General features: G+C 41.7%; 20 protein-coding genes. 17 read left to right on the forward strand and 3 right to left on the reverse strand.

The window, feature by feature from the left end; translation table 11 throughout:
* Positions 1-81 precede the first annotated feature (81 nt).
* Positions 82-906: a hypothetical protein gene (locus ACM0OS_RS16110; protein WP_414544204.1), complete on the forward strand. Its 825-nt coding sequence runs from the start codon at positions 82-84 to the stop codon at positions 904-906.
* A 147-nt stretch (positions 907-1053) separates the two neighbouring features.
* Entirely contained in the window at positions 1054-1650 is a 597-nt protein-coding gene (locus ACM0OS_RS16115; protein ID WP_414544205.1) for a hypothetical protein, read from the forward strand.
* A 50-nt stretch (positions 1651-1700) separates the two neighbouring features.
* Here ACM0OS_RS16115 and ACM0OS_RS16120 read toward each other — a convergent pair whose 3' ends face one another.
* Complete coding sequence (locus tag ACM0OS_RS16120) at positions 1701-3062, reverse strand: sensor histidine kinase (protein ID WP_414544206.1); 1362 nt, start codon at positions 3060-3062, stop codon at positions 1701-1703.
* 724 nt (positions 3063-3786) lie between these two features.
* On the opposite strand from ACM0OS_RS16120, the gene ACM0OS_RS16125 reads away from it, so the two are divergent.
* The 4 genes from ACM0OS_RS16125 to ACM0OS_RS16140 all read left to right on the forward strand — a co-directional run bounded on the left by ACM0OS_RS16125 (position 3787) and on the right by ACM0OS_RS16140 (position 9572).
* The gene (locus ACM0OS_RS16125; protein ID WP_414544207.1) at positions 3787-4842 is read left to right on the forward strand and encodes a permease; all 1056 of its coding nucleotides are present in this window, start codon (positions 3787-3789) and stop codon (positions 4840-4842) included.
* Between the two features lie 377 nt (positions 4843-5219).
* Positions 5220-5993, forward strand: a complete 774-nt coding sequence (locus ACM0OS_RS16130) for a TIGR03943 family putative permease subunit (RefSeq protein WP_414544208.1) — start codon at positions 5220-5222, stop codon at positions 5991-5993.
* A 53-nt stretch (positions 5994-6046) separates the two neighbouring features.
* Entirely contained in the window at positions 6047-7546 is a 1500-nt protein-coding gene (locus ACM0OS_RS16135) for a hypothetical protein (protein ID WP_414544209.1), read from the forward strand.
* Positions 7547-7988: 442 nt separating this feature from the next.
* Positions 7989-9572, forward strand: a complete 1584-nt coding sequence (locus tag ACM0OS_RS16140) for a hypothetical protein (protein WP_414544210.1) — start codon at positions 7989-7991, stop codon at positions 9570-9572.
* Positions 9573-9616: 44 nt separating this feature from the next.
* Here the strand turns inward: ACM0OS_RS16140 and ACM0OS_RS16145 are convergent, their stop codons facing one another.
* On the reverse strand, positions 9617-11707 hold the full coding sequence (locus ACM0OS_RS16145) for an NAD(P)/FAD-dependent oxidoreductase (RefSeq protein WP_414544222.1): 2091 nt from the start codon (positions 11705-11707) through the stop codon (positions 9617-9619).
* A gap of 165 nt (positions 11708-11872) precedes the next feature.
* Between ACM0OS_RS16145 and ACM0OS_RS16150 the strand changes: the two genes are divergently transcribed.
* The gene (locus tag ACM0OS_RS16150; protein WP_414544211.1) at positions 11873-12106 is read left to right on the forward strand and encodes a hypothetical protein; all 234 of its coding nucleotides are present in this window, start codon (positions 11873-11875) and stop codon (positions 12104-12106) included.
* A 129-nt stretch (positions 12107-12235) separates the two neighbouring features.
* Here the strand turns inward: ACM0OS_RS16150 and cimA are convergent, their stop codons facing one another.
* The gene (gene cimA, locus ACM0OS_RS16155) at positions 12236-13870 is read right to left on the reverse strand and encodes a citramalate synthase (protein WP_414544212.1); all 1635 of its coding nucleotides are present in this window, start codon (positions 13868-13870) and stop codon (positions 12236-12238) included.
* Between the two features lie 75 nt (positions 13871-13945).
* Between cimA and ACM0OS_RS16160 the strand changes: the two genes are divergently transcribed.
* The 10 genes from ACM0OS_RS16160 to ACM0OS_RS16205 all read left to right on the forward strand — a co-directional run bounded on the left by ACM0OS_RS16160 (position 13946) and on the right by ACM0OS_RS16205 (position 23028).
* Positions 13946-14284: a 2Fe-2S iron-sulfur cluster-binding protein gene (locus ACM0OS_RS16160; protein ID WP_414544213.1), complete on the forward strand. Its 339-nt coding sequence runs from the start codon at positions 13946-13948 to the stop codon at positions 14282-14284.
* Positions 14285-14307: 23 nt separating this feature from the next.
* Entirely contained in the window at positions 14308-14697 is a 390-nt protein-coding gene (locus ACM0OS_RS16165; protein ID WP_414544214.1) for a hypothetical protein, read from the forward strand.
* A gap of 90 nt (positions 14698-14787) precedes the next feature.
* Positions 14788-16746 carry a glycine oxidase ThiO gene (gene thiO / locus ACM0OS_RS16170; RefSeq protein WP_414544215.1) on the forward strand — a complete coding sequence of 653 codons (1959 nt, stop codon included), beginning with the start codon at positions 14788-14790 and terminating at the stop codon, positions 16744-16746.
* A 217-nt stretch (positions 16747-16963) separates the two neighbouring features.
* Positions 16964-17143, forward strand: coding sequence for a photosystem II assembly protein Psb34 (psb34, locus tag ACM0OS_RS16175; RefSeq protein ID WP_414544216.1), 180 nt, complete (start codon positions 16964-16966; stop codon positions 17141-17143).
* A gap of 247 nt (positions 17144-17390) precedes the next feature.
* Positions 17391-19604, forward strand: a complete 2214-nt coding sequence (locus tag ACM0OS_RS16180; protein ID WP_414544217.1) for a tetratricopeptide repeat protein — start codon at positions 17391-17393, stop codon at positions 19602-19604.
* Positions 19605-20013: 409 nt separating this feature from the next.
* Positions 20014-20655 (forward strand): hypothetical protein, encoded by a 642-nt coding sequence (locus ACM0OS_RS16185; RefSeq protein WP_414544218.1) that lies wholly within the window; start codon positions 20014-20016, stop codon positions 20653-20655.
* A 235-nt stretch (positions 20656-20890) separates the two neighbouring features.
* A complete protein-coding gene (locus tag ACM0OS_RS16190) occupies positions 20891-21172 on the forward strand; it encodes a hypothetical protein (RefSeq protein WP_414544219.1) in 282 nt (93 codons plus the stop codon).
* Between the two features lie 25 nt (positions 21173-21197).
* Entirely contained in the window at positions 21198-21533 is a 336-nt protein-coding gene (locus ACM0OS_RS16195) for a TonB-dependent receptor domain-containing protein (protein ID WP_414544223.1), read from the forward strand.
* Between the two features lie 98 nt (positions 21534-21631).
* Positions 21632-22729 (forward strand): ABC transporter substrate-binding protein, encoded by a 1098-nt coding sequence (locus ACM0OS_RS16200; protein ID WP_414544220.1) that lies wholly within the window; start codon positions 21632-21634, stop codon positions 22727-22729.
* 74 nt (positions 22730-22803) lie between these two features.
* Positions 22804-23028 carry a DUF1636 domain-containing protein gene (locus tag ACM0OS_RS16205; protein WP_414544221.1) on the forward strand — a complete coding sequence of 75 codons (225 nt, stop codon included), beginning with the start codon at positions 22804-22806 and terminating at the stop codon, positions 23026-23028.
* Positions 23029-23050 lie beyond the last annotated feature (22 nt).

Raw genomic sequence — 23050 nt, forward strand, 5'->3', positions numbered from 1 at the left:
TCTGTAATCGTTAAATTGGCGTTATACGACAACACATAACAGATTGAAGTAAATCGTAATTTAACCAAGGAGACTATTAATATGGTTGAGAGCCAATGGACTCTGAATAATCAGGGTGAAAATATTAATCGCACAACTACAGATGAATCTTGTGTTGGCCCAGAAAGAACGAATATAGGGACTGGAATATCTAGCCCTGAAAATGTTAACCGTACAACTACAGAACAACCTCGTGCTGGTACAGAACAACGTCAATATGCCACCGAAACTCGTACAGAAAACGGTAGAGTCAATCCAGCTTTAAGTAGGGCGTTGATAGGTGGACTGATTGGTGCAACATTGGGGTCATTAGCTGGCGCTTTAGCTGGTAGAAGAATTGGTGAAGGATTTAACCGCACTATCAAAGGTGTTGGTGATGCATCCAAGACGATTGGTGAAGGGCTTGGCTATACAGCAAAAGGTTTAGGAGATGTGGCCAAGAGTGTAGCTGAAGGTGCTAGCTATGCTGTGGTTGGTGACACTTTCGACACAGCCCAAGGTGTAACTGAGGGAATTAAGCAAACCGCAGTCGGGACAATGAACGCAGTACAGAAGACAGCACAGGATGTTAATCAAGCTGTACAAAATAGTGCTGAAAAAACCAAGAATGCAGCTGAAAATACTAGACCATCTGAACAGGGGGGTTATCAACCTTATAACCAAACAGTTACAGAAAACCAGCAGACGAGAAATGAACAAATGAACATGGGCCAACCAGATAGTAGTGACCAATCAATTTACATTTCCAGCCCAGAACTAACAGAAGGATATGTAAGTGAATCGGCAACTTTTGTGGGCGAGAGAATATCAGAGGAGCCTTTTGAAGATAACTCTCTGGAAGAAGAAATTAATCGAATTGATAGTTAAAGGCAATAAGATTGGGTAATTCCAGATAATTCGTAATTGTTAATATAATTTATCTGCAATTACGAATTATTTAGTTTTGATGTACAAAACTGATGATTTTTTCTAATTAATCAGTAGTGAAATAAAGTATATGAAGAGGTAATAATCATGAATGGTAGCCAGCAGTTTTCAGATCAAGTTGAAGACAATCAAGATGTTCAGGCGAATAACGCTGGTATTGGTCGAGTAAATCAAGACTCCAATAATGAATTTAGTAAAGTGGTATGGGGAACATTCATTGGTGCAACTTTAGGCGCTGTGGCTGGGGCTTTAGCCATGAAAGATACAGCCCAAAGAGTTAACCAGAGTGTCAAAGCTGTGGGAAATGTCATTAAGAGTACGACGAATAATTTTAATCAAACTGTCAAAGGTGTAGGAGATGCAATAAAGACAGTAGCAGAAGGTGTTAATGATACCGTTAAAGATGTTAGTGGTGCGGTTAAGGGTACAGCCGTAGATGTTAACGATAGTGTTAAAGATACTGTGGTTAGTGTGAAGAAGACAGCCGTAGATGTTAACGATACTGTTCAAAATACAGTGGAAATCGTCAAGGGTGCAGACCAAGGTATTTCCGACACTATTACAGGTACAATTAATATAGCTAAAAGTGCAATGTCTGATGTCCAATCATCTACTAGCGAGACAGTTAGCAAACCTGATACACACACTGCTTATATTTTAGTTCCTGTAGATAAGCAAGATTGACTAAAAAAATATCCCCAACTTATGTTAAAAGTTGGGGATTGGAATAAATATTAAACTAAGGGTAATAATATTTCAAATTCAGTACCGACACCAAGCTGTGAACGGAAATTTAATTTACCACCATGTCTGGCTGTAATGATGCGGTAACTCATGGCTAAACTGGTTTCTTTCTCAGTTAATTTTTCGACAGAAAATGAATTTATAATTTGCTGTTGAAATTCTTGGGAAATACCCGGACCATTATCAGCAATACACACAGAAATCCAACGAGAATCTGGCGCATTTGGTGTAATTGCTGCTAGGGAAATTACCGCTGTATTAATTTTAATTTGGGGTTTATGAATAATTTTATGAGTATATTCTTGATTAAACTGTTGTCGTGCAGCTTCATTCAGCAAAGCATCTACAGCTTGGCTTAAAATATTCATCAATACTTGGTTTAATTGTCCCATAAAACAAGATACTGGAGGCAATTTACCATAATTTTTAATTATAGCAATTTCTCCTTTTAATCTGCTTTGAATTAGTAGAACAATATTATCTATACAGGCGTGTAAATCTACTGATTTGGGATGAACTTCATCAATGTGGCAGAAATTTTGTAGCCCAGTAACAAGTTTTTTTAATCTTTCTGCACCAGTGCGAATGCTAGTAAGTGCTTTGGATAAATCTGGTTCTAGAAAATCAAATTCTATTTCTTCTTTAATATTTTCGATTTCCTCCAGAGGACGAAGTGAATTTTGCTCGTAAGCAGCTATTAGTTTGAGTAAATCTTGACTGTATTGGGAAACGTAAGTTAAATTACCCCAAATAAAACCCACTGGGTCTAAAATTTCGTGTGCTACTCCATCTACCAAACGCCCTAAACGTGCCATTTTATCATTTTGAATCATTTGGGCTTGGCTGCGTTCATAGCGCACTTGAGTTGCTATTCCCTGAATTTGCCAAGCAGCAATATTTAAGTCGTGTACATCTAATAATTTGTAGCTATTAGCTGCTGTTTGCACTACGATTGGTTCTGCCAAAAGTTCAGGCGATCGCCTCAATGTATGTTGCATAGCTGCTAAAATTGGTGTGGTTTCGGGTAGCACCAAAATAGCTGTCCTGGCATAGCTATACAGTACACCTAAAGATTCTTGAGCAAATAACTCTTTTCCATAAGGGCGAATCGAAAATTCTAGTAGTCGTCGCCGCGAAATCATACCAGTAAACTCTTCCTGTTCTAACAAGATTGCGCCTGGAAGTAGTGGATATTTGTCCAAATAATGAGCAATTTCTGGAACCGTACAGCTAATCTCCACCTGAAAGTTGTACATTGCTAACTCTTGGATTGTTGACTCCAATCCTAGATCACGATCGCTACCAGCAGAAAACACTGGTGGTAATATTAGGGAACTAAATTCTTGTGGCACTGGATACCCTGATATTTACAAATACTGACAAGCAATAAGCTCATATTTTATCTCCTACTAGTTTCTGCTGAATTGAAAACAAGAGGGAAAACAAAATAAACAGCTTAATGTTTAATGACAATTAACTAACGGTAGCAGCAGTTGCTATTTAGATAACTGTGGCAAATATGCAATTTTGCGCTATTTTTAAATCATTTGCCAAATTTATGTGAAAATATTTATTCTCATTTACTTGATTTTTCCCCCTTGGACTTGCAGTTTGGAAATTTTTATAGTAGAAAATCAACACAAAGGTCATATATGATTTTGCCAAAGACCACCAAAGCCACAGTTGTTAGCCACTAATAGCGATCCCCAAATGTTTAAAGACTGTGAACCTTGTATGAAAATCTCTAGAAGATAACATCCTCACTAGCTAGTTAACAGCAAGTATAAACATTCAGTAATCAAACGTCATGCAGCTAGATACTTAAATTCCCCAAAACTAGGAACAATTTCGGAAATATTACAATCTTAGGGATAGTCATAGTCAGTAAATGTACATAATTAAAAACAATAATCGACAACTCGCCTCTGCCGACAAGAGTTACAACGTAACTAGAAACAAAAGACAGACTTTTGGTTTCCATCAGATTAAGTTACCCTTAGGTGCTTTTGATCCCCATTCCGATAGAATGACTAGGCATAACCTAAAAACTTCAAACCGCTTTTGACTGCGACACCCATGAATCAACTGAACAATGGTTTCACTATTTTTCTGAGTTTGCTAGTCGAGGCGATGCCTTTTTTGCTGTTTGGGGTCTTATTCTCCAGTGTGCTGCTGATTTTTATTGATGAGCGCCAATTAGTAGCAAAAATGCCCACAAATCCCCTACTGGGTGCTTTAGCAGGCAGTATGATTGGCTTTTTATTTCCGGTGTGTGAGTGCGGTAATGTCCCGGTAGCGCGACGGTTGCTGATGCAGGGAGTACCCACACCCGTGGCTATCGGTTTCTTGCTAGCAGCACCCACAATTAACCCGATTGTGATTTGGGCAACATGGATAGCCTTTAGAGACCAGCCAGAAATAGTAGTTCTACGCGTCGTATTTTCTCTAGTAATCGCCGTAATTATCGGTGTTGTTTTCAGTTTTCAAAAAGACGTCAATCCGATTGTGCAGCCAGCGATCGCCCGTTATCTCAAATTCAACCCCCCAGCCAAACCGGAAACTAAACGGCGTGGCCGACGATATGCAGCCCAACCAGAAGCAGCAGTCCCCAAGGGGTTAAAATCGGGAACTTATATTTTAGGAGGAAAGCCAGGATTACCCCTACGCTTAGATCCTAGTTCATTACAGGCAGATACCTTGACTGCCTCCCCTAGTAAATCTGTTGTCGATAAACTACGCCTGGTACTGGATAACGTGGTTCAGGAGTTGCGAGAATTAGGCGGAGTCATGATTTTAGGAAGTGCGATCGCCGCGGCTGTACAGGTATTTGCTCCTCGTGATTTAATCCTGAGTTTAGGTGCAGGACATGTAAGTTCAATTGTGGTCATGCTGATATTAGCGGCAGTTGTATCCGTCTGTTCCACCGTTGATTCATTCTTTGCCCTATCTTTTGCCTCAGCTTTTAGTAGTGGTTCTTTATTGGCCTTTCTAGTATTTGGCCCGATGGTTGACATCAAAAGCGTGGGATTGATGTTATCCGTGTTTAATCCCAAGACAATATTTTACTTATTTGCCTTAGCAGCGCAATTAACCTTTTTGTTGTCCCTGTTAATGAACGTGTATGTGCTTTGATTTTGGGAATAGTGACCGAAGAGGCAGGGGGCAGGGGAGAAAGATACTGAAATTCGCCTGCAAAAAGGGTTTCAAGCCCCTAAATTTGTTTATGCACAAAAGCAAAAATATTTATTATGCCTACGGCACGCTGCGCGAACCAGATGCATAGCACAAGAAATAATGCGTCCTTGTTTCCAGCCCCTAAATTTATTTATGGGTTTTCCCCCCTGCTCCTTTTCCCCCATACCCTTCGGGAAGCTACGCTAACGGCTGACGCTCACGGCGAAGCCTGCCCCCTGCCTCTTATTGAGTGGGGAACTCGGGGCCCCTTCTAGGGTAATGGGGAGAAATGTAAGGAGCATCCCAATAGCCAATGACCAATGACTAAATAAGCAATGACTTCAATTCCAAATCCCAAACGTAAAATTTTAAATTTATTATTCCCCTGGCTGGATGCGTTAGCAATTACAACTTGGGGCATTTTGATGCTGCAATACTGGCTAACTGGCAAGTTGTACTTGTTGATTCACCCCAATTTCTTTGGCTTGGTGATTGTCTGTGGTATTGCCTTGCTAATGATTGGCTTGTTGAAGATGCAAGAAGTGTGGCGACAACGCCGCCGTGCGATTACAGCCAACGTCCAGCATCTCAATTTATTTCCTCCAGGCTGGGGTAGTGCCTTATTATTGGCAGTGGCAATTTTAGGTTTAATGGTTACACCCAGAGTTTTTGCTAGCGACACTGCTCTACAACTAGGAGTGACCGATTTACTATCAAGTGGACGGGTTCAACCCCAATCCTTTCGGCCTTCCATTCGCCCAGAAGAGCGATCGCTTGTAGATTGGGCCCGTACACTCAACGTTTATCCAGAACCAGATTCATATACAGGTCAAAAAGCCAAAGTCCAGGGATTTGTCATTCACCCACCAGACATAGGAGAAGAATATATATTCTTAGCGCGATTTGTGCTTACTTGTTGTGCAGCAGATGCTTATCCTGTAGGATTACCCGTTAAACTAACAGAAAATCAAAAACGTTATCCTCCTGATACTTGGCTAGAAGTGGAAGGGGAAATGACCACAGAAACTTTAGCAGGTAAACGCAACCTGACCATTGCGGCTAATTCGATTAAAGAAATTCCTCAACCCCGGAATCCTTATAGTTATTAGTTAACAAGTAACTATTAACTAACAACAAATAACAGATACCTGATAACTGAAAAATGACTACATCCAAAGCATTTATCCAACCACTAGATCGCGTGGCGATCGCACTGATGCTGCTACTGAGTCTGCTGATTGGATTCATCATATTGCAAGGTGATGTAGTGGCAGCTCGTGTCCGAGAATTTAGCTGGCAAAATCAACAAATTGGCGCCGAAGATGTTTCCTTCACCCTCAACTTTAGTCGCCCAATGGATGTCAAAAGCGTTGAGGAGAACTTGAAAATTGAGCCACCCCTAGCAGGTAAAATTAGTTGGGCAGGACGGCGGATGGTTTATACACTGCTCACACCCGCACCCTATGGCACAAATTACGAAGTGCAATTGCAAAACGCCAGAGATCGATTTGCCGAAAAAGAAGGCAAAAATCGGATAATACAACCATTTACAGGTAACTTCCACACCCGCGATCGCGTCATTATGTACGTAGGTGCCGATGCCGAAAACCGTGGACAGTTAGTTCTCTACAACCTCACCGAAGAAAACAAAAAGGTCATCACCCCCAAAGACCTGATTGTCATGGACTTTAAACCATTTCCTAATGGTGAAAAAATTTTATTTTCGGCTCGTACTTCTAATAATCAAGATTTACTTTCGGCGCAGTTATATACAGTAACAACAGGTATTGCCGCCCAACCCCAAGCACCCGCCGAACCAGCAGGTAAAATTGACTTAGTTTTAGATAACAAAAACTATCAAAACCTCAAATTTGATTTATCGCCAGATGGGGAAACAATTGTAGTTCAGCGAGGGAATAGAAAAAATCCCGGCGATTTTGGCTTATGGTTTATGCCCACCACTAGCAACAATTCCCGAGAAAGACCCACCCCGCAACAGCTAAAAAGCCAACCAGGGGGAGACTTCATGATTACCCCTGATAGTAAAGCCGTAGCAGTAGCCCAAGGTCAAGGAGCTGCTATCCTCCCACTACAAAAGGATGCCGACGAACCTCTAGATTTTCTCCCGCAATTTGGATTAGTGCAGGCTTTCTCTAAAGATGGCTCCCAAGCCGCAATGGTAAAATTTAATACAGATTACACCAGAGATTTATTTTTGGTGACCAACCAAGGCGTTCAGAAACCCCTATTAAAAACCACAGGCTCAATTCTTAACTGTCAATTTGATCCTGCCTCACCCACACTGTATTGCTTACTGACACAGCTGATCCCCACAGAAGAATATGTAGAACAGCCTTATTTAGTAGCAATAGATGTCAACACTGGAGAACAAAAACCACTGCTGTTACTACCAATTGACCAGCGAAATGTGCAAATGAGTTTAGCACCAGATGGTTTGGGTTTGTTATTTGACCAAGTGGTACCACAAACAAATCCAGATATACCTTTGACTACAGACCAATTAAAAACCGAAGATGGGGAGGCGATCGCTACTAGTAGCTTATGGTTAATGCCTTTATTACCCATCACCGATGACACCTCCAGCGCCATCAAACCAGAAAAACTGCCATTAGTTGGTTTCCATCCCCGTTGGTTACCTTGACAACAGGAAGTGGAGAAAATACATTTTTCTGGTTAACTGAATTAAATATTAACTATCTGGAAAAGCCTAGTATTTGCTAAATTAGATACATCGCTATTCTTGCTTGAGAATGTGAATTTATCTCAGGAAGCTACTACCAAATAACTGTTTAACAAAGCCGAGCCAGATAAAAAACTTTCTCGGCATCTGTAGAAAAATCCGTACATTGGTAGCATTTGAACTATAACCCCCCATTATTCCTCAGGTTGACGGGGGATAAGCTCATAATGTTATAACGGCATCAGGCCTCAATCAAAAAAGAGGAGAACTAAGCTGATGATTGACTACCTCATGCTGGGAGAGAGTTTAACTTGGCTTATAGAATAAACCCTGATCTGACGCAATTGATAAGTATTACTAAACTTAGCACTGCTGAACATTCTAAGTGGGTGGGTCAAGAGTGATGAATGAACCTGACACCTCAAACAACCGGGCTGTAATGGAATCCTTAAATTCTGATAATTCGCTACAACCGGAGCAGCCTAGCTGTCCCTTTTACTCAGTTGTGCCTCCTGACAACATGGTAAACAATCAATTGCCACTTCTCCAGCCGGCAGCAGAGCAATCACCAGATACACAAAATTCTCATTTGCCAAAAGATACGACTCAGCAGGATTGGGTTGTGGAACCTAATAAAGAACAACAAATACTTATTGATACTGAATTTCAGAAATTACTGACATTAAACGAAGAATTGCGTGCTGCAAATAATGAATTGTATGAGCAGGTAGAACATCTCAAAGACAACCTAGCCGAATCGGAAAAAGCCTTGCAGTGGCAGAAACGGCGCTCTAGTGTTGCTGAATCTATGCTCAACCAACAAACCCAAGAACTGGCCGCAGCCCAAGCCCAAATTAAATCCCTCTTTCAAGAATTAGAAACGGCTGTACAAACTGTTCAACGCCAAGAAAACTTTATTGAAACTTATAAAACACAACTCCAAATTAGTCAACAGCGTCTTGCCCAATTAGAGCGAGAATGTGCGCTACTGCAAACTAACTATAACGAACAGTCTCAGCAGGCATTGCAATCAGAAAATACTTGTCGAGAACTCCGTAGTAGGTTAATGCGACAACAACGCCAGACCTTACAATTCAAAGCGGCTCTGGAAAAATGCCTAGAAACTCCCGCTCCCGGTGACTCTTCAGACGAAACAGCATCTAATTCCCAGGGAACAACCAACCACCAAACAAGATTTTCCAGAAAAGCGCGGTCTTTGTTTCCTAATGTGCAGCCCATTAGACCTTGGTCAGCAGAACCAGAATCCTTTATTGATAAAATTAATTATCCTGGGGGTCAATCTGCAAAACCACCTTCATCTACCAGTCATAATCCTCCTCCTACTAATCCATCATCACCGTGGAACTGGCCTGTTAAGGAAGATACACCCAATCCCCCACAATCGGCGACTGCTTCCGAAATTGATGATTTTTTCACAAAACCAGAAATTCCTTCATCTGCTGGTTCACCAAATCTAGATCAGCAAATTGATAGTCTCATTCAAATGTTTTTCACTCCCCCATCTGTACCTGCATCGCCACCACCAACTCCCGAAAATGCAGACAGCAATCAAACTGAAGATCCTGTATGGGAGACTTGGGCCACAACCCTAGAAGATGATGAGCCATCTCAAACATTAGCACCAGAAATAAATTCTGCTGCCGAAGAAGAAGACGAAACAACTTTAGCAGAAAGTAATTCACAAACTTCCTTGCATTCAGCGGTGAACGAGTCAAATTCTCATAGCTGGGATGACGACAGCTTAAGTAGTGACGCCATAGATATAACCCCAGAGAACTATTTGTCAGAAATTTCACAATTGTCTGAAGTGGAATTTTCGTCTACTGATTTGTCCCAACAATTAGCTAACGACTACGCCAACGATAATCAATCACCATCACCCGTAGTTTATCCTCAACGTCCACCCAAGGGGCGTAAGTCGTTGTCTTCGGTGGAACTACCAAATTTTCGACCGAATAATCAGTAGAGGCTAGAGGCTAGATAAAAATTTACCTAGTCCCTAGTCCCCAATTAATTGAGAATTCTCGCCTCAGATTTTTGCAGCACGGTGTCTGAGTTAATTTGTGCTAAGGGATTTTGCGATCGCGGCTTACCTGTGGTGATAGCGTAGCTAATAACTAATAATCTTAACCACAATGCTGGATAGCGGTTTTCTAACCAAGGTTTGCTCCGCAGTAGGAAGGGGGGAAACCATCTACTCAGTAAAGTACTGGCTAAGGAGTGAAAACCGAAATTGAAATAATTACCTAGCCATCTGACTAAATCCTTAAACCCAGCTAGTTCCCAAATCCATAACAGTAAAGCCGGATTTTTGCGCGCTGCTTTGAGGGCGAGGCGGTTAAAGGTAAACCAATCACATCTATCTTTAATAAAGTTATCTGCTACGTGTGGGGGTTCGTCTGCTAATAGCCCAAAGAAGGTATTGAGCATGGAATTAATCCTTTGGGGGGGTAAAAATTTCCCAGTGGGTACCATCATTCCTTTGGAAAATAGCCATGTCACAGAGACGTTGCTTTGGTAGGCGCGAATGCGATTTAAATTGCGGAAACTCAGCAAATTATGTTTGAGAGCAGTATCTAAAAGTATTGTCAACCGTTCTAAGTTACGCACCAGGGAACCAAAACCAGTAAAGACAAGGGGCGACTGAAGAGATGCAGCATCACCAATGGCAATTAATCTATCAAAGGCCACCGTGCGATCGCTACTTCCCACACTAAAATGCCCCGGAATATAACCAAATGTTGGCTTTTTCCAAATTAATTTATCTAGATCACAGCGGCGATACTCTGGCAAAATCGTGAAAAAATCCTCGTACATTTCCAGTAAAGAACCGGGATTTTTGGCATTGACTTCGTGGTAATGAAATAAATAAATTGTCAGTTCTTCACCTGCTGCGGGGAATAATTCCCAAATCAATTGTCGGCCCCGGGAAATATCGCCATGACTATAGAGAACATCTCCATATTGAGAATCCCAAACTCCTGGCTCAAATCCCCCCTCAACCACTGCGCCCACTGTGGGACACACACTGTCAAAGGCACGGCCACCATTTAATTGCCAAGCTATGGGGGAAGCTGTTCCCATTGCATCTACCAATAGTCGCCCACTAACTTGTTGCTCATTTTGACTAGGCAAATGCTTGACTTTAATCGCAACTTGTGATTTATCTATATCAGCACGGATAAATTCTGTTTCATCCCAAATTTCACCACCGGCATCTTTGAGCTTTTGCCCACACATTTGCAGCCATTTATCAGAGTCTAAAGCTATATTCAACACCGTGGGTGTGTGGAGAATAGGCGATCGCAGTTTAGGGGGATTATTGCCATCAAAAAATTTGTTGAATCCATCTTTGTACTCTCGGACAATGACAGTTTCCAACTCGGCGGATGTCACCAAACCCAAATTAACTAAGCTCTGTAGTTCATCACGAGAAATATTCCATTCTCGATTCATCCGTCCAAAGGGCAGACGTTCAATCAGCAGGACTTTATAGCCTCTTTGAGCCATGACTGCCGCATGAATTACCCCTAATGCACCGCCGATATAAATCAGGTCGTAGGTGGGGGATGATGGGGATGTTTTACTGTGAGAGAAAACCACCTGTCGGGGTTGTTGAGGATTACGCACACCTTCGCGCCATCTTTGTTCCCACCAATAAGCACGCTGGAGGTCATATTCCCCCTTGGGCATTTTTTGGAAGTATTTGACAGTTAGGGGGTAATAAGGCGCTAGTGCCTCAAAAATAGACTGTTGAGAATCAATAGCTGGAGGTTCAGGGTAGTTATGGGGAAATTGCTTTCTGATTTCAGTCCTCAAGTGTTGCAGGATTTGCCCTTCCGAGGGAAAAGGTTTTTCTGACCAACGAAACGCTTTTACGTAGGTCGTTCGCTGCACTGACCAGACAAATACAGAAAGTTCACTAGGTAATTTGTCGGAAATTGCTGTGTCAGTATTTGTAGTTTCAGTGGGTAATTTCAGGCGAAAGCCGTCTGGGGTGAGTAATTTTTCCCCAATTTTTGGTTCAAAATCTGTTTTTAGCCAACTTAGTACAGCCGCCGTATCTGGAGTTGGAACTTCTAAATAGAGTATTTCTTTCATCATGTTTTGCTGACAAATCCGATAAATTTATTCACTAAGACAGATTTTAGAAAGTCATAAAGTACGCTAGACTCCGCCCTAATTGGTTCAATAAAGATTGAGTAAAGAATTTTTAATAGTTTGTCAAAGTTTATTGTTCATTTTGAATTTTTTTAACACCACGACATGAATTATCCCATCCCAGACAGTCCCCAAGAAATTTTTGCCCTACAACAAAAGCCAGTTGATGAAGAAATAGTCGCCGCTGCGATCGCCGGAGTGATAAAACTAGTACGTTCACAAGGACAATCTTTAGAAGAATTAACTGCTCAAGTGCTAGCTGATGACCCTGTGTTAGACCAGCAACAACGGCGTTGGCTGAGTCAGTTGTTAACTCAATCTTGGGAAGAGTTTTCTTAGGGAACTGGGAAGAAGAAGCAGGGGAGCAGGGAGCAGGGAGCAGGGGGGAAAGACTTTCGGTGATTACCAATATCTTTGTTTTGTATCTTCCTCATCTTCCTTATCTCTTCCATTCCCCATCCTCCTCATCTATCTCGAACTCTCCACGGCTACCTCTGCTTGAGCATGTAATAACAAACCATATTCTAAGCCTTCTACCACTGCTTGATAAGAAGCTGCCAAGATGTTGGGGGAGACTCCTACAGTTGTCCAGCGTTGAGAACCATTTCCTGATTCCACTAGTACGCGGGTTTTGGCTGCTGTACCTGCATGTCCGTCGAGAATCCGCACTTTGTAATCTGTTAACTCAAATGTGGCAATTTGCGGGTAAAAGTTGACTAAAGCTTTGCGTAAGGCTGCATCTAAAGCGGCGACTGGGCCGTTTCCTTCTGCTGCTTCTAAAATATTTTTGCCACTCACCCCTACTTTCACGGTGGCTAAGGCATTATTTGTTTCTTTGCCTTCCACTAAATCACAATGTACTTGGAAGCCTTTAACTTCAAAAAACTGCTGACGACCACCTAAAGCCTCGTACATTAATAAAGCAAAACTGGCCTCTGCTGCCTCAAATTGATATCCTTCACTTTCTAATTCTTTGAGGCGGTGCAAAATCTGTCTGGCGGCTGGTGTCTGTTTATCTAGTTCTATACCGAAAGTACGAGCTTTTGCTAACACATTACTTAGTCCAGATTGTTCGGAAATGACAATGCGGCGACGGTTACCGACTTGTTCTGGTTGAATGTGTTCGTATGTCAGGGGATTCCGTTCTACGGCTGAGACGTGGATACCACCTTTATGAGCAAAAGCCGAACGTCCTACAAAGGGTGCATGTTCATCAGGGGCAAGATTTACCACCTCACTCACGAAACGACTAGCTTCTGTAAGTTGATTTAGCTGGTGTTCTGTGATACAACTGTAACCAAGTTTAAGTTGTAAATTGGGAACTAATGAACAAAGGTTAGCATTACCACAACGTTCACCATAGCCATTAATTGTCCCTTGTACCATTTTTGCCCCTGCCATGACCGCAGCTAAAGCATTAGCCACAGCGGTATCAGAATCATTATGTGTGTGAATACCAATTTGGGGTATTTGTTGTTGGCCATTAACTAATGACACATGACTAATGACGGATTCCACGACTTGACCAACTTCATGGGGTAAAGTACCACCATTTGTATCACAGAGGACTAGCCATTCAGCACCAGATGCCATCGCCGCGTCTAATGTTTGTAAAGCATAATCCGGATTGTGCTTGTAGCCATCAAACCAGTGTTCAGCATCGTAAATTACCCGCCGTCCTTGAGAACAAAAATACTCAACAGTATCACGGATCATTGCCAGGTTTTCTGCTAGAGTCGTCTTCAGACCTTCTTTAACATGTAAATCCCAAGATTTGCCAAAAACTGTCACCCAGCGAGTACCCGCAGTCAAAATAGCCTGTAGCATCGGCTCATCTGCGGCATGAGTGTTGGGGCGACGAGTTGAACAAAATGTCACAATTTCGGCTTGTTTAAGCGGATCTTCTTGCAGTTGCCAGAAGAACTGAACATCCTTAGGATTGGCACCAGGCCAACCACCTTCGATGAAGGGAATCCCTAGTTGGTCGAGTCTACGGGCAATGCGTAACTTATCTTCTATAGAAACTGATAGCCCCTCGCGCTGAGTGCCATCCCGTAGCGTGGTGTCATAAAGCCAAAGTTGAGGTGAAGGGTGTGTGGTCATAAGACTAAGACTTGTGAGACAACTTTGAAGGCAATGTGCCAATATACAACAAAAAGCCAGTTTGATAATGAAAATATGCCCAAAGTACTAGCTCAAGGGAAGACAATTGAGTGTGTTCGTGGAGCTAATTTACGGGTAATTTTGCAGCAAAATGGTATTGACCTCTACAATGGCGGTGCTAAGGTAATAAACTGTCGGGGAATTGGCAGTTGTGGTACCTGTGCAGTCAAGGTAGAAGGTGAGGTGTCATCTGCGAATTGGCGTGACAAAACACGACGCTCGCTTCCTCCTCATTCTCCTACAACAGACTTACGTTTAGCTTGTCAAACTGAGGTGCTAGGTGATGTAAAAGTGACAAAATTCGCAGAATTTTGGGGACAAGGTTCTCGAATCGTATGGACACCAGAAGGTTAGGTTAAAAAAAGGAGAAAAACAAGATGGGTAGATGGACGCCACTAATTCTCATGGCCGGAGGCATGGCAATTTTAATGGGTACACTCTTAGGCATTAATTTTCCTATGGGTCAACAACAAACTGCCAGCAATAATGCTCCCGGCGGTAGAACTTCCAGAGTCCTGCCGGCGAATATTAATGTTAATAGTTCTGCCCCTAGCAGGAGTACAAATGGCACAGCCACCCCAGGTAGAGGCGGCGTTGCTCAAGATAGTTTTTCTGCTCCTGATAACAGAAGCAGTGTGGCTCAAAGTAATGATTCGTTCTCAACCCCTGGAACGACAACAGGTACCAGAACTACCACCGCCCAAAGCACCACGACACCAAGCAGAACAGCAAATCAAAACAGAGAACCTATCCGGGCTTTATGGTAAACCGGGATAGTTTTAAGTTGCTAGTCGTTAGTTATGAGTTATGCGTTATTAGTTATGTACTAATGATAAATAGCTAATGATAAATGACTAATGACTAGTGACGTTTTAATTATTGGTGGCGGCGTTATTGGTTTAGCGATCGCCATTGAACTAAAATTGCGCGGGACAAATGTCACCGTGCTTTGCCGTGATTTTCAGGCTGCCGCTACCCACGCTGCTGCTGGGATGTTAGCACCAGATGCCGAAAACATTCCCGATGAAGCCATGCGTGTTTTGTGCAGGCGATCGCGTGCCTTATATCCAGATTGGACAAGCAAACTCGAAGATTTAACAGGTTTAAATACTGGTTATTGGCCTTGTGGGATATTAACACCGGTTTATCAAGAACAAGAAAGCAAGATAATTTCCGCGCCATCTGGCCATTCCCCGGCATATTGGTTAGATGAAGTCGCAATTCATCAATATCAGCCAGGATTAGCAAAAGAAGTAGTTGGTGGCTGGTGGTATCCCGAAGATGCACAAGTTGATAATCGCGCTTTAGCTGAGGTACTGCGGACAGCCGCCGAGTCTTTGGGGGTAGAACTTAAAGATGGGATTACAGTCGAAGGATTTTTACAACAACAGGGAGAAGTAGCTGGTGTCCAAACCAACATAGGGGTAATGCGTGCTGCCCACTATGTTTTAGCTACAGGTGCTTGGTCAAATGAGTTACTACCATTACCCGTACGTCCGCGTAAGGGACAAATGCTGCGTGTACGGGTACCAGAAGTTTCATCTGAGTTGCCTTTAAGGCGGGTTTTATTTGGGGAAAATATTTACATCGTACCGAGGCGCGATCGCTCGATCATCATTGGGGCAACTAGCGAGGATGTGGGCTTTACGCCCGACAATACCCCCGCAGGGATGCAAACTTTACTCCAACAAGCCATTAGTTTATATCCCCAATTACAAAATTATCCCATTCAAGAATTTTGGTGGGGATTTCGCCCAGCTACCCCCGATGAGTTACCCATTCTTGGACCTAGTCACTGTCAAAATTTAACCTTGGCTACCGGGCATTACCGCAATGGCATATTATTAGCACCTGTTACTGCCGCCTTAATTGCTGATAGCATCTGCGAACAAAAATTTGACCCGATTTTATCTCACTTCCAAGTTTCGCGCTTTCATACCCAGCCATCTACCCAAAACTCCATGCTGACTCACTCCGCCAACTTTGCCAACGGACACCGTTCTGCAATCTTGCCACTCATTGACGACTCACCGCTGACTATTGCTGGTAAAACCTTTCAATCCCGCTTAATGACGGGAACAGGCAAATATCGCAGTATTGCCGAAATGCAGCAAAGTATTCTTGCCAGTGGTTGCGAGATTGTCACCGTGGCAGTACGCAGGGTGCAAACAAAAGCAGCTGGACATGAAGGTTTAGCTGAAGCCTTAGATTGGACAAAAATTTGGATGTTACCCAATACGGCCGGCTGTGCAACGGCAGAAGAAGCGATTCGCATGGCTCGTTTGGGGCGAGAAATGGCAAAACTATTGGGACAAGAAGATAATAATTTTGTCAAATTAGAAGTAATACCTGACCCTAAATATTTACTTCCCGATCCTATTGGCACACTACAAGCTGCCGAACAGCTAGTAAAAGAAGGTTTTGCCGTATTGCCCTACATCAATGCCGACCCCATGTTAGCTAAACGATTAGAAGATGTCGGTTGTGCGACAGTCATGCCTTTAGCATCGCCAATTGGTTCCGGACAAGGGCTAAAAACAACAGCCAATATTCAAATCATCATTGAAAATGCTGGTATACCAGTGGTAGTAGATGCGGGAATTGGTTCACCATCAGAAGCAGCCCAAGCAATGGAATTAGGTGCAGATGCCTTATTAATTAATAGCGCGATCGCCCTGGCCCAAAATGCACCAGCAATGGCTCAGGCAATGAATTTGGCCGCAGTAGCTGGTCGTTTAGCATATCTAGCCGGTAGGATGCCCCTGAAAACTTATGCTAGCGCTAGTTCGCCACTAACTGGAACGATTACTAGTTAGGGAGTGGGGAGGGGACAAGGGGACAAGGGGACAAGGCAATAGGGAAAATGTTGGTCATAGCTAGAAGTTTTCCCCCCTGCTCTCTGCCCCTCTGCTTCTTCTCCCTACTCCCTAATCCCCAGCCCCTAATGTAACGATTTGTCTCTCAGTAAGCGAGCAGAATATAGGGTTTATGTAACATAAATTCAATTAAAGAAGATAGTGAAGGAATTAATTCATGCCCTATACAAACGAAGAAGGCGGACTTTTGAACAATTTTGCCAAGGAACCAAAAGTTTACCAAGCAGAACCTCCTACAAACGAGCAAAAGCGTAACTACATTTTCTTAGGGCTGGCTGGTGCAGGTTTAGTTGCTGGCTTAATTTTTGTTGCCTTCTCTGTTTCTCATGTCAGTTAGACATAAACTGTTTAATAAAATTTAATTTTTTAGCTAGAAAGGTTCCCTGATTAGTAGGAGCCTTGTTTTTTGTTTTTTGCTAGAATCATAAAAGAAAAATATCAAGTATAAATATATACTTAAACATTGTTCAAACCTCAAAGGATGGATTCATCCTTAGCAAATTAACTGTCATAATTAAGTTTTTCGTCTACCGGAATACATCTTGTAAAGTTTATGTGTAGTATGTTTTGGCTATTTAGCCGCCATGAGCGTGAATGATACTCCACACTCCAATAATTTTACTTGGAACAGACAAGTATATCACCGTCTGAAACTTTGCCTCAGTCTGGGCTTACGACGACAGTTGTTTTTGGCAGTAAGTGATGATTTACACTTGAGAAATCAAGTAGCTGCTCGTTTGCATTCTACTTTGGCTTATCCAGTTGGGCAGGTGCTATATCAGCCTGTCGATGGGTATGAAACTAGTACACCTGCTTATCCGCGATTGGTAACCTTAAGGTTAAATTTAAGTGATCCTAATCCCATAGAGCAAATAAATCAGTGGTTGGCTAACTATCCACCACCAATTGTTGGTGCATCTAAAGATACACCTGGACGACCTTTACCGATACCGTCATTTCAAATTGTCGGTGTGGAGCAACTCACTAAGCAAACGGTAGCAGTACAGCGTTTGTTTTTACACTATTTGCGTTTAAGTGATCAGAATTTTTCTAGTCAAGAATCTGGTCGGTTCCTAGATTCTAGTGTGTTGCTGTGGGTGTCACGGCCTTGGTTATCAGCTATTCAGCAGTCGGTACCACAGTTTTGGCGTTGGCGGACTGGTGTGTTTGTTTTTGCTGGAGAACCTACACCTACGACACAAAATCAAGGTTATCCAGAACGTGCTGCTAGTTCTAGAAGTTTGGATTTAGGAAATGAGCAATCTTTTGTGGATGAATCAGTTCTGGAAGCAGAAATGAGAAATGTCTCTGCAACAGACTTCAAATTTGGAGATGATTTTGACTTCACTGAGAAAACACCAGGTCATTCTTTAGAGAAACAGCAAGAAGTTGTGGCTGTGAATGAAGAATCATTGCAGGCTAGACCAAAGACAGAGAAATCAACTGGTAGTCAATCTAGTAGAAATAATAGCCCATCAATATCGTCGTTGTCTTATATTAGCAAGGAGCTAACTGAGCTAGTAATAGCAACGTTGAATACCAAGATTTCTCAAGATGAAGATAATTGGCAACCGCAGCAAGTTCTATTAGAGATTGAAGAATTACATGCACAAAAAGCTTCTAAAGAGGATTTGGCAGCAGCGTATCATCACTTAGGTAATTTATATCGCCTCCGGGTTGAACAAGGGCAGTCAACTTTAGAAAACTTGATGGTAGCAATTCTCGCTTATCAAGAGGCGATCGCCTACGATGAAGCATCACCCCAACTACCAGATATTTTAAATGACTTGGGGACACTTTATTGGATGTTGTCCCGCACACCGCACAATGCGGCAGATGGGCCAACTTACATCCAGCAGGGAATAGAATTTTATCAGTTGGCTTTGAATATCATCTCTGCCCAAGAACAATCAGAAACTTATGCACGGGTGCAAAATAATCTGGGGACAGCTTACGGTGATTTAGCTCGGTTTGCTAACCCATCGGAAAACTGGCAAAAGGCAGTATCAGCTTACAGTGAGGCGCTGCGCTATCGGACTGTGGAAATGGAACCCTTAAAGTATGCAGCTTGCCAGAATAATTTAGGTACTGCTTATTGGCATTTAGCCCAATACGAACAACCAGTAGAGCATTTGCAGCAGGCGATCGCAGCATACAGTCAAGCATTGGCGCACTACAACCCCGAACAGGAACCGCTCAAATATGGCATGATTCAAAACAATATCGGCACTGCCTACTGGAATTTAGCACAATATGAACAACCATCTGAACATCTGCAACTAGCTATTAATGTTTATTGTGAAGCTTTAAAATATCGTACACCCGCTCAGGTTCCTAGTGCTTGTGCTGCTACACAAAATAATCTTGGTACCGCCTACTGGCATTTAGCAAATTTATCCCAAACAACTAAAGAAGCACGACAAAAGTTATTGAAATTGTCTATTATCGCTTATGACGAAGCCATTGCACTGGCTCATTCATTGAGTGGGATACCTTTAAGTTTTGATTTATTTGCTACTCATAATAACTTGGGATTAGCCCATTTTCAATTAGTAACAGATAGTTCTTTTAGTGGCAATAAAGCTACTAGTTCACAACACCTAGAAGCAGCATTAAATAATCATTTACAAGCTTTAAACGGATTGAGCCAACAACCAGAGGCTTATCAAACAACTTTGACTTATGTGGTGAAAACAATTCGGGCTTTCCACAGCGAATTAGGCATTCAAGGACAAAATCTTGCTTTATCTAAAGTTCCTGGTCATTTGTTACCGGAAATTTTACCAAAGTTAGGGTAGGTTTCCCATTTGAATTGACTGCCGGATTTATCTGTGAACTTGAATATTGCATGAAATTGAAAAGCCGGATGGTAAAAGTTTCTATAAACGTATATTTTTATACTTTTAATTATTTATTAAAGCTATACAAGCTATCAAAAATTAAAGTGGATTACTTGAGAACAAGTGACTTTATACTCAGTTTCTGTTCTTACTGCTAAATTCATGAGACAATTAAGAATTATTCTTAATTAATTATTTGGTTGATTGCCAAGGCGATCGCTATGACTATCATCATTTACCAACAAGCTGACTGTAAGCAACCATGAGCATTCTATCTAGTATGCTTTTGTCGTTCTGGTAACTTCCAAAAAGTGCCTCAGCCCTGATCATATATTAGCTTGATAATGACATTAATTATTATTAAACCATGACAAAAATTCTTACAGATATAAATTGGCAAGAACTAAAGGCAGAAAGTGAGCAAAAGGGTATACTTTTCATTCAATCAAAGGGAGTTGAAACTATCCGCCAAGGGAAAATTCTCGATGTCTGTAATACCTATCACTGCTGGACAAAGTTACGCAATGGATTATCTATTTGGATACACGAAGAAGAGTTTATTGATGATCTTGTGTGGATGAGAGATAGTTTCGATGATTATCGCTTTGGGTTGAGCTTTTTTCTTTCAGGAAAAGTGAGAATTGAACGCCACGGTTTAACAGATAAAACTGACGAATCAGTAGGCAGATATTATTCTGAATGTAATTGCGATATCAAAGAAACTGAGTATTGGAAAGCCGGAGAGAAATTTTCACGCATTTATCTAGAAATCGAACCGCAGGAATTTTTCTCCAGTTTTGGCGATGAAGACTTAGAACAGATCCCAATTTCTCTGCGTCAAGCCTTAATGGGCGATAAATTACAGCCTTATTACCAGCAAGGGGAAATCACACAGGAAATGTGGGTTGTATTATCTCATATTCTCCAGTGTCCCTATCAAGGCTATCTGAAGCAGATGTATCTAGAAAGTAAGGCTGTAGAATTGATTACCCTTCATTGTCAGCAGTAGGCGTTGCGAGTCAGTAATATTGCATCCGTCAGTTCAAAAGTTGCGTCATGCGCTCTACCTAGATATCTGTACGCTGCTTGACGAAATTCTTCTAATAAGGCACGTTTCATATTGGCAGATGAGAGTTGGTCGTTCTTCTCTCAGGTTCTGCTAATAGGGGGTCTGTGTTCAAGCACACCCTCTATTTTTCTGGGTTTGTTGCCCGTTTAGTCTAAACTCCAACACCAAACAACCCTTGAGTGAACCCTATTATCAGCTGGGATTTGAGGTGGGGAACAGGGCATTTTATCAGCCTAGTATTGATTTTTCAGGGCCTTTAAATGCCGATAGAACTTTGCTTTATCGCTTCAACGCTAGCTATCAAAGCTCAGATAGTTTTCAAGATTTTGTCAATACAAATCTGACTACAATCGCACCAACAATCGCTTGGAAATTAGGTGATAGAACGGACTTGACTCTATATTGCGGGGGAGATTTTACCCGGCTGGAAGGCGATCGCTTCCTATGCTTACACTAATGCAGAAGTAACTGAAGATAACGATATTCCTGTAGGCAATCGATTGGTAAGTGTGCCAGAAAATCAAGCTAGTCTCTGGACAACCTATGAGTTTCAAAATAGCGATTTGAAGGGTTTGGGATTTGGTTTGGGGCTATTTTATGTGGGTACGCGATCGGGAGATTCAGCTAACTCCTTTGAAATACCCGATTACTTGCGTACTGATGCGGCAATTTACTACCGTAGAGATGGTTTTAAAGCTGGTATCAATATCCGTAATCTATTTGATACGGACTATATTAGAACCTCTGACGATGGCAGAACATTCTTACGAAGAGGTGCGCCTTTTACAATTATCGGCTCTATTAGCTGGGAATTTTAACTCTTTCCTGTAGATCATCAGTTAAGTAATTTGCGTGTACACAACACCAGTCTTTTAGACAACCCGCCGAATATTAGTTAAAGAAAAAATCCCTTGCAATGACAAAGAAAGCCATTAGTACAATTATGCGGTTGTTACTTGTTGTTAAAGCCGTTTGCCTTTTGCCTTTTGCTAAGTTTGTTTGGGTTGTCAAGACTGTCTTTTCTAGTTTGTATATCTTGTGGCAACCCCGACAGATTTCGAGTAATTATAAATTTTTACCATTCTTTCTGACAATAGTGTTGGTTTTAGCGATCGCTGCCTGTAACCACAACACACCGCAGCCAGAAAAAAGCCAAACAACGAAAAATTGTCGAATTGTACAACATGCAATGGGAGAAATTTGCGTTCCTAATCATCCAAAACGGATTGTAACTTTAAACCCTGCTGCCTTGGGCAATGCGATCGCGCTTGGCATTCAACCTACTGGAAGTGCTACTGAAGCAATTAATCAGTTGCCGCCTTATCTTCAAGACAAAATTGAGGGAATCAAGTTTTTAGGTACTTGGGGAGAGCCTAACTTAGAAAGTATTGCCTTACTTAAGCCTGATATTATTATTGGCTGGAAACATAATGAACAGTCAACCTATTCTCAACTGTCTTATATTGCACCGACAACTTTATACGATTGGGTAGTTAATATCAACCATCCAGATAATTGGAAAGAGTATTTTAATTTTATAGCGAAAGTGCTAGGCAGAGAAGATATTGGCCAGCAACTTTGGCAAAATTACTATCAGCGCATTGAACAACTAAAAAGCGCAATAGGCAATCGCTATAAGAATAAAACAATTTCTGTCATCGTATTTAATGCTGGTACGATTTACAGTGTGGGAGAAAATTCATTTATTGGTTCTATATTGAGTGATGTTGGATTAAATCGTCCAGAATCACAAAAAGTTCCCTCAGATGGGTCTTTTAGTCTCTCTGAAGAAACTTTAGAAATGGCTGATGGCGATGTGATGTTTATTGCAGACCATGATGGTAAACACAACTTAAGTATTCTCAAGAAAAAACCGCTGTGGAAAAAGCTGAAAGCATTTCAACAAAATCATATTTATTTTGTTGAATCTACTAACTGGGAATCATCAAGAAATCTACTAGCTGCCGATACTGTCATTGATGACTTATTTAAATATCTAGTGAATAACCTCTAAAATCACATCTAAACACACCTGATTAGTTCGTAATCATGCCAACTTTTATCTGAGAAACAATCAGAAAATAAACCTTGTCACACTACAATTTACTTGATCAAATCAACACTTTATGCACCGAAAAATTACCAGATGAAGAAATTGAAATTCAACCAGTAGGCTGCTTATGGGCGTGCAGTCATGGCTGTGTTATTTCCGTCGCTATTCCAGACAAACCCACTTACCTGTTCGTCAATCTCACCCTTGGAGAAAGTGCCGCTGCGTTACTAGTAGTCTGTCAAAAATTAATTGACGGATAAAGGCGCTTCAGTTTAATCCGGG

The sequence above is a fragment of the Nostoc sp. CCY0012 genome (genome assembly GCF_963920855.1).
Lineage (GTDB): Bacteria > Cyanobacteriota > Cyanobacteriia > Cyanobacteriales > Nostocaceae > Cyanocohniella.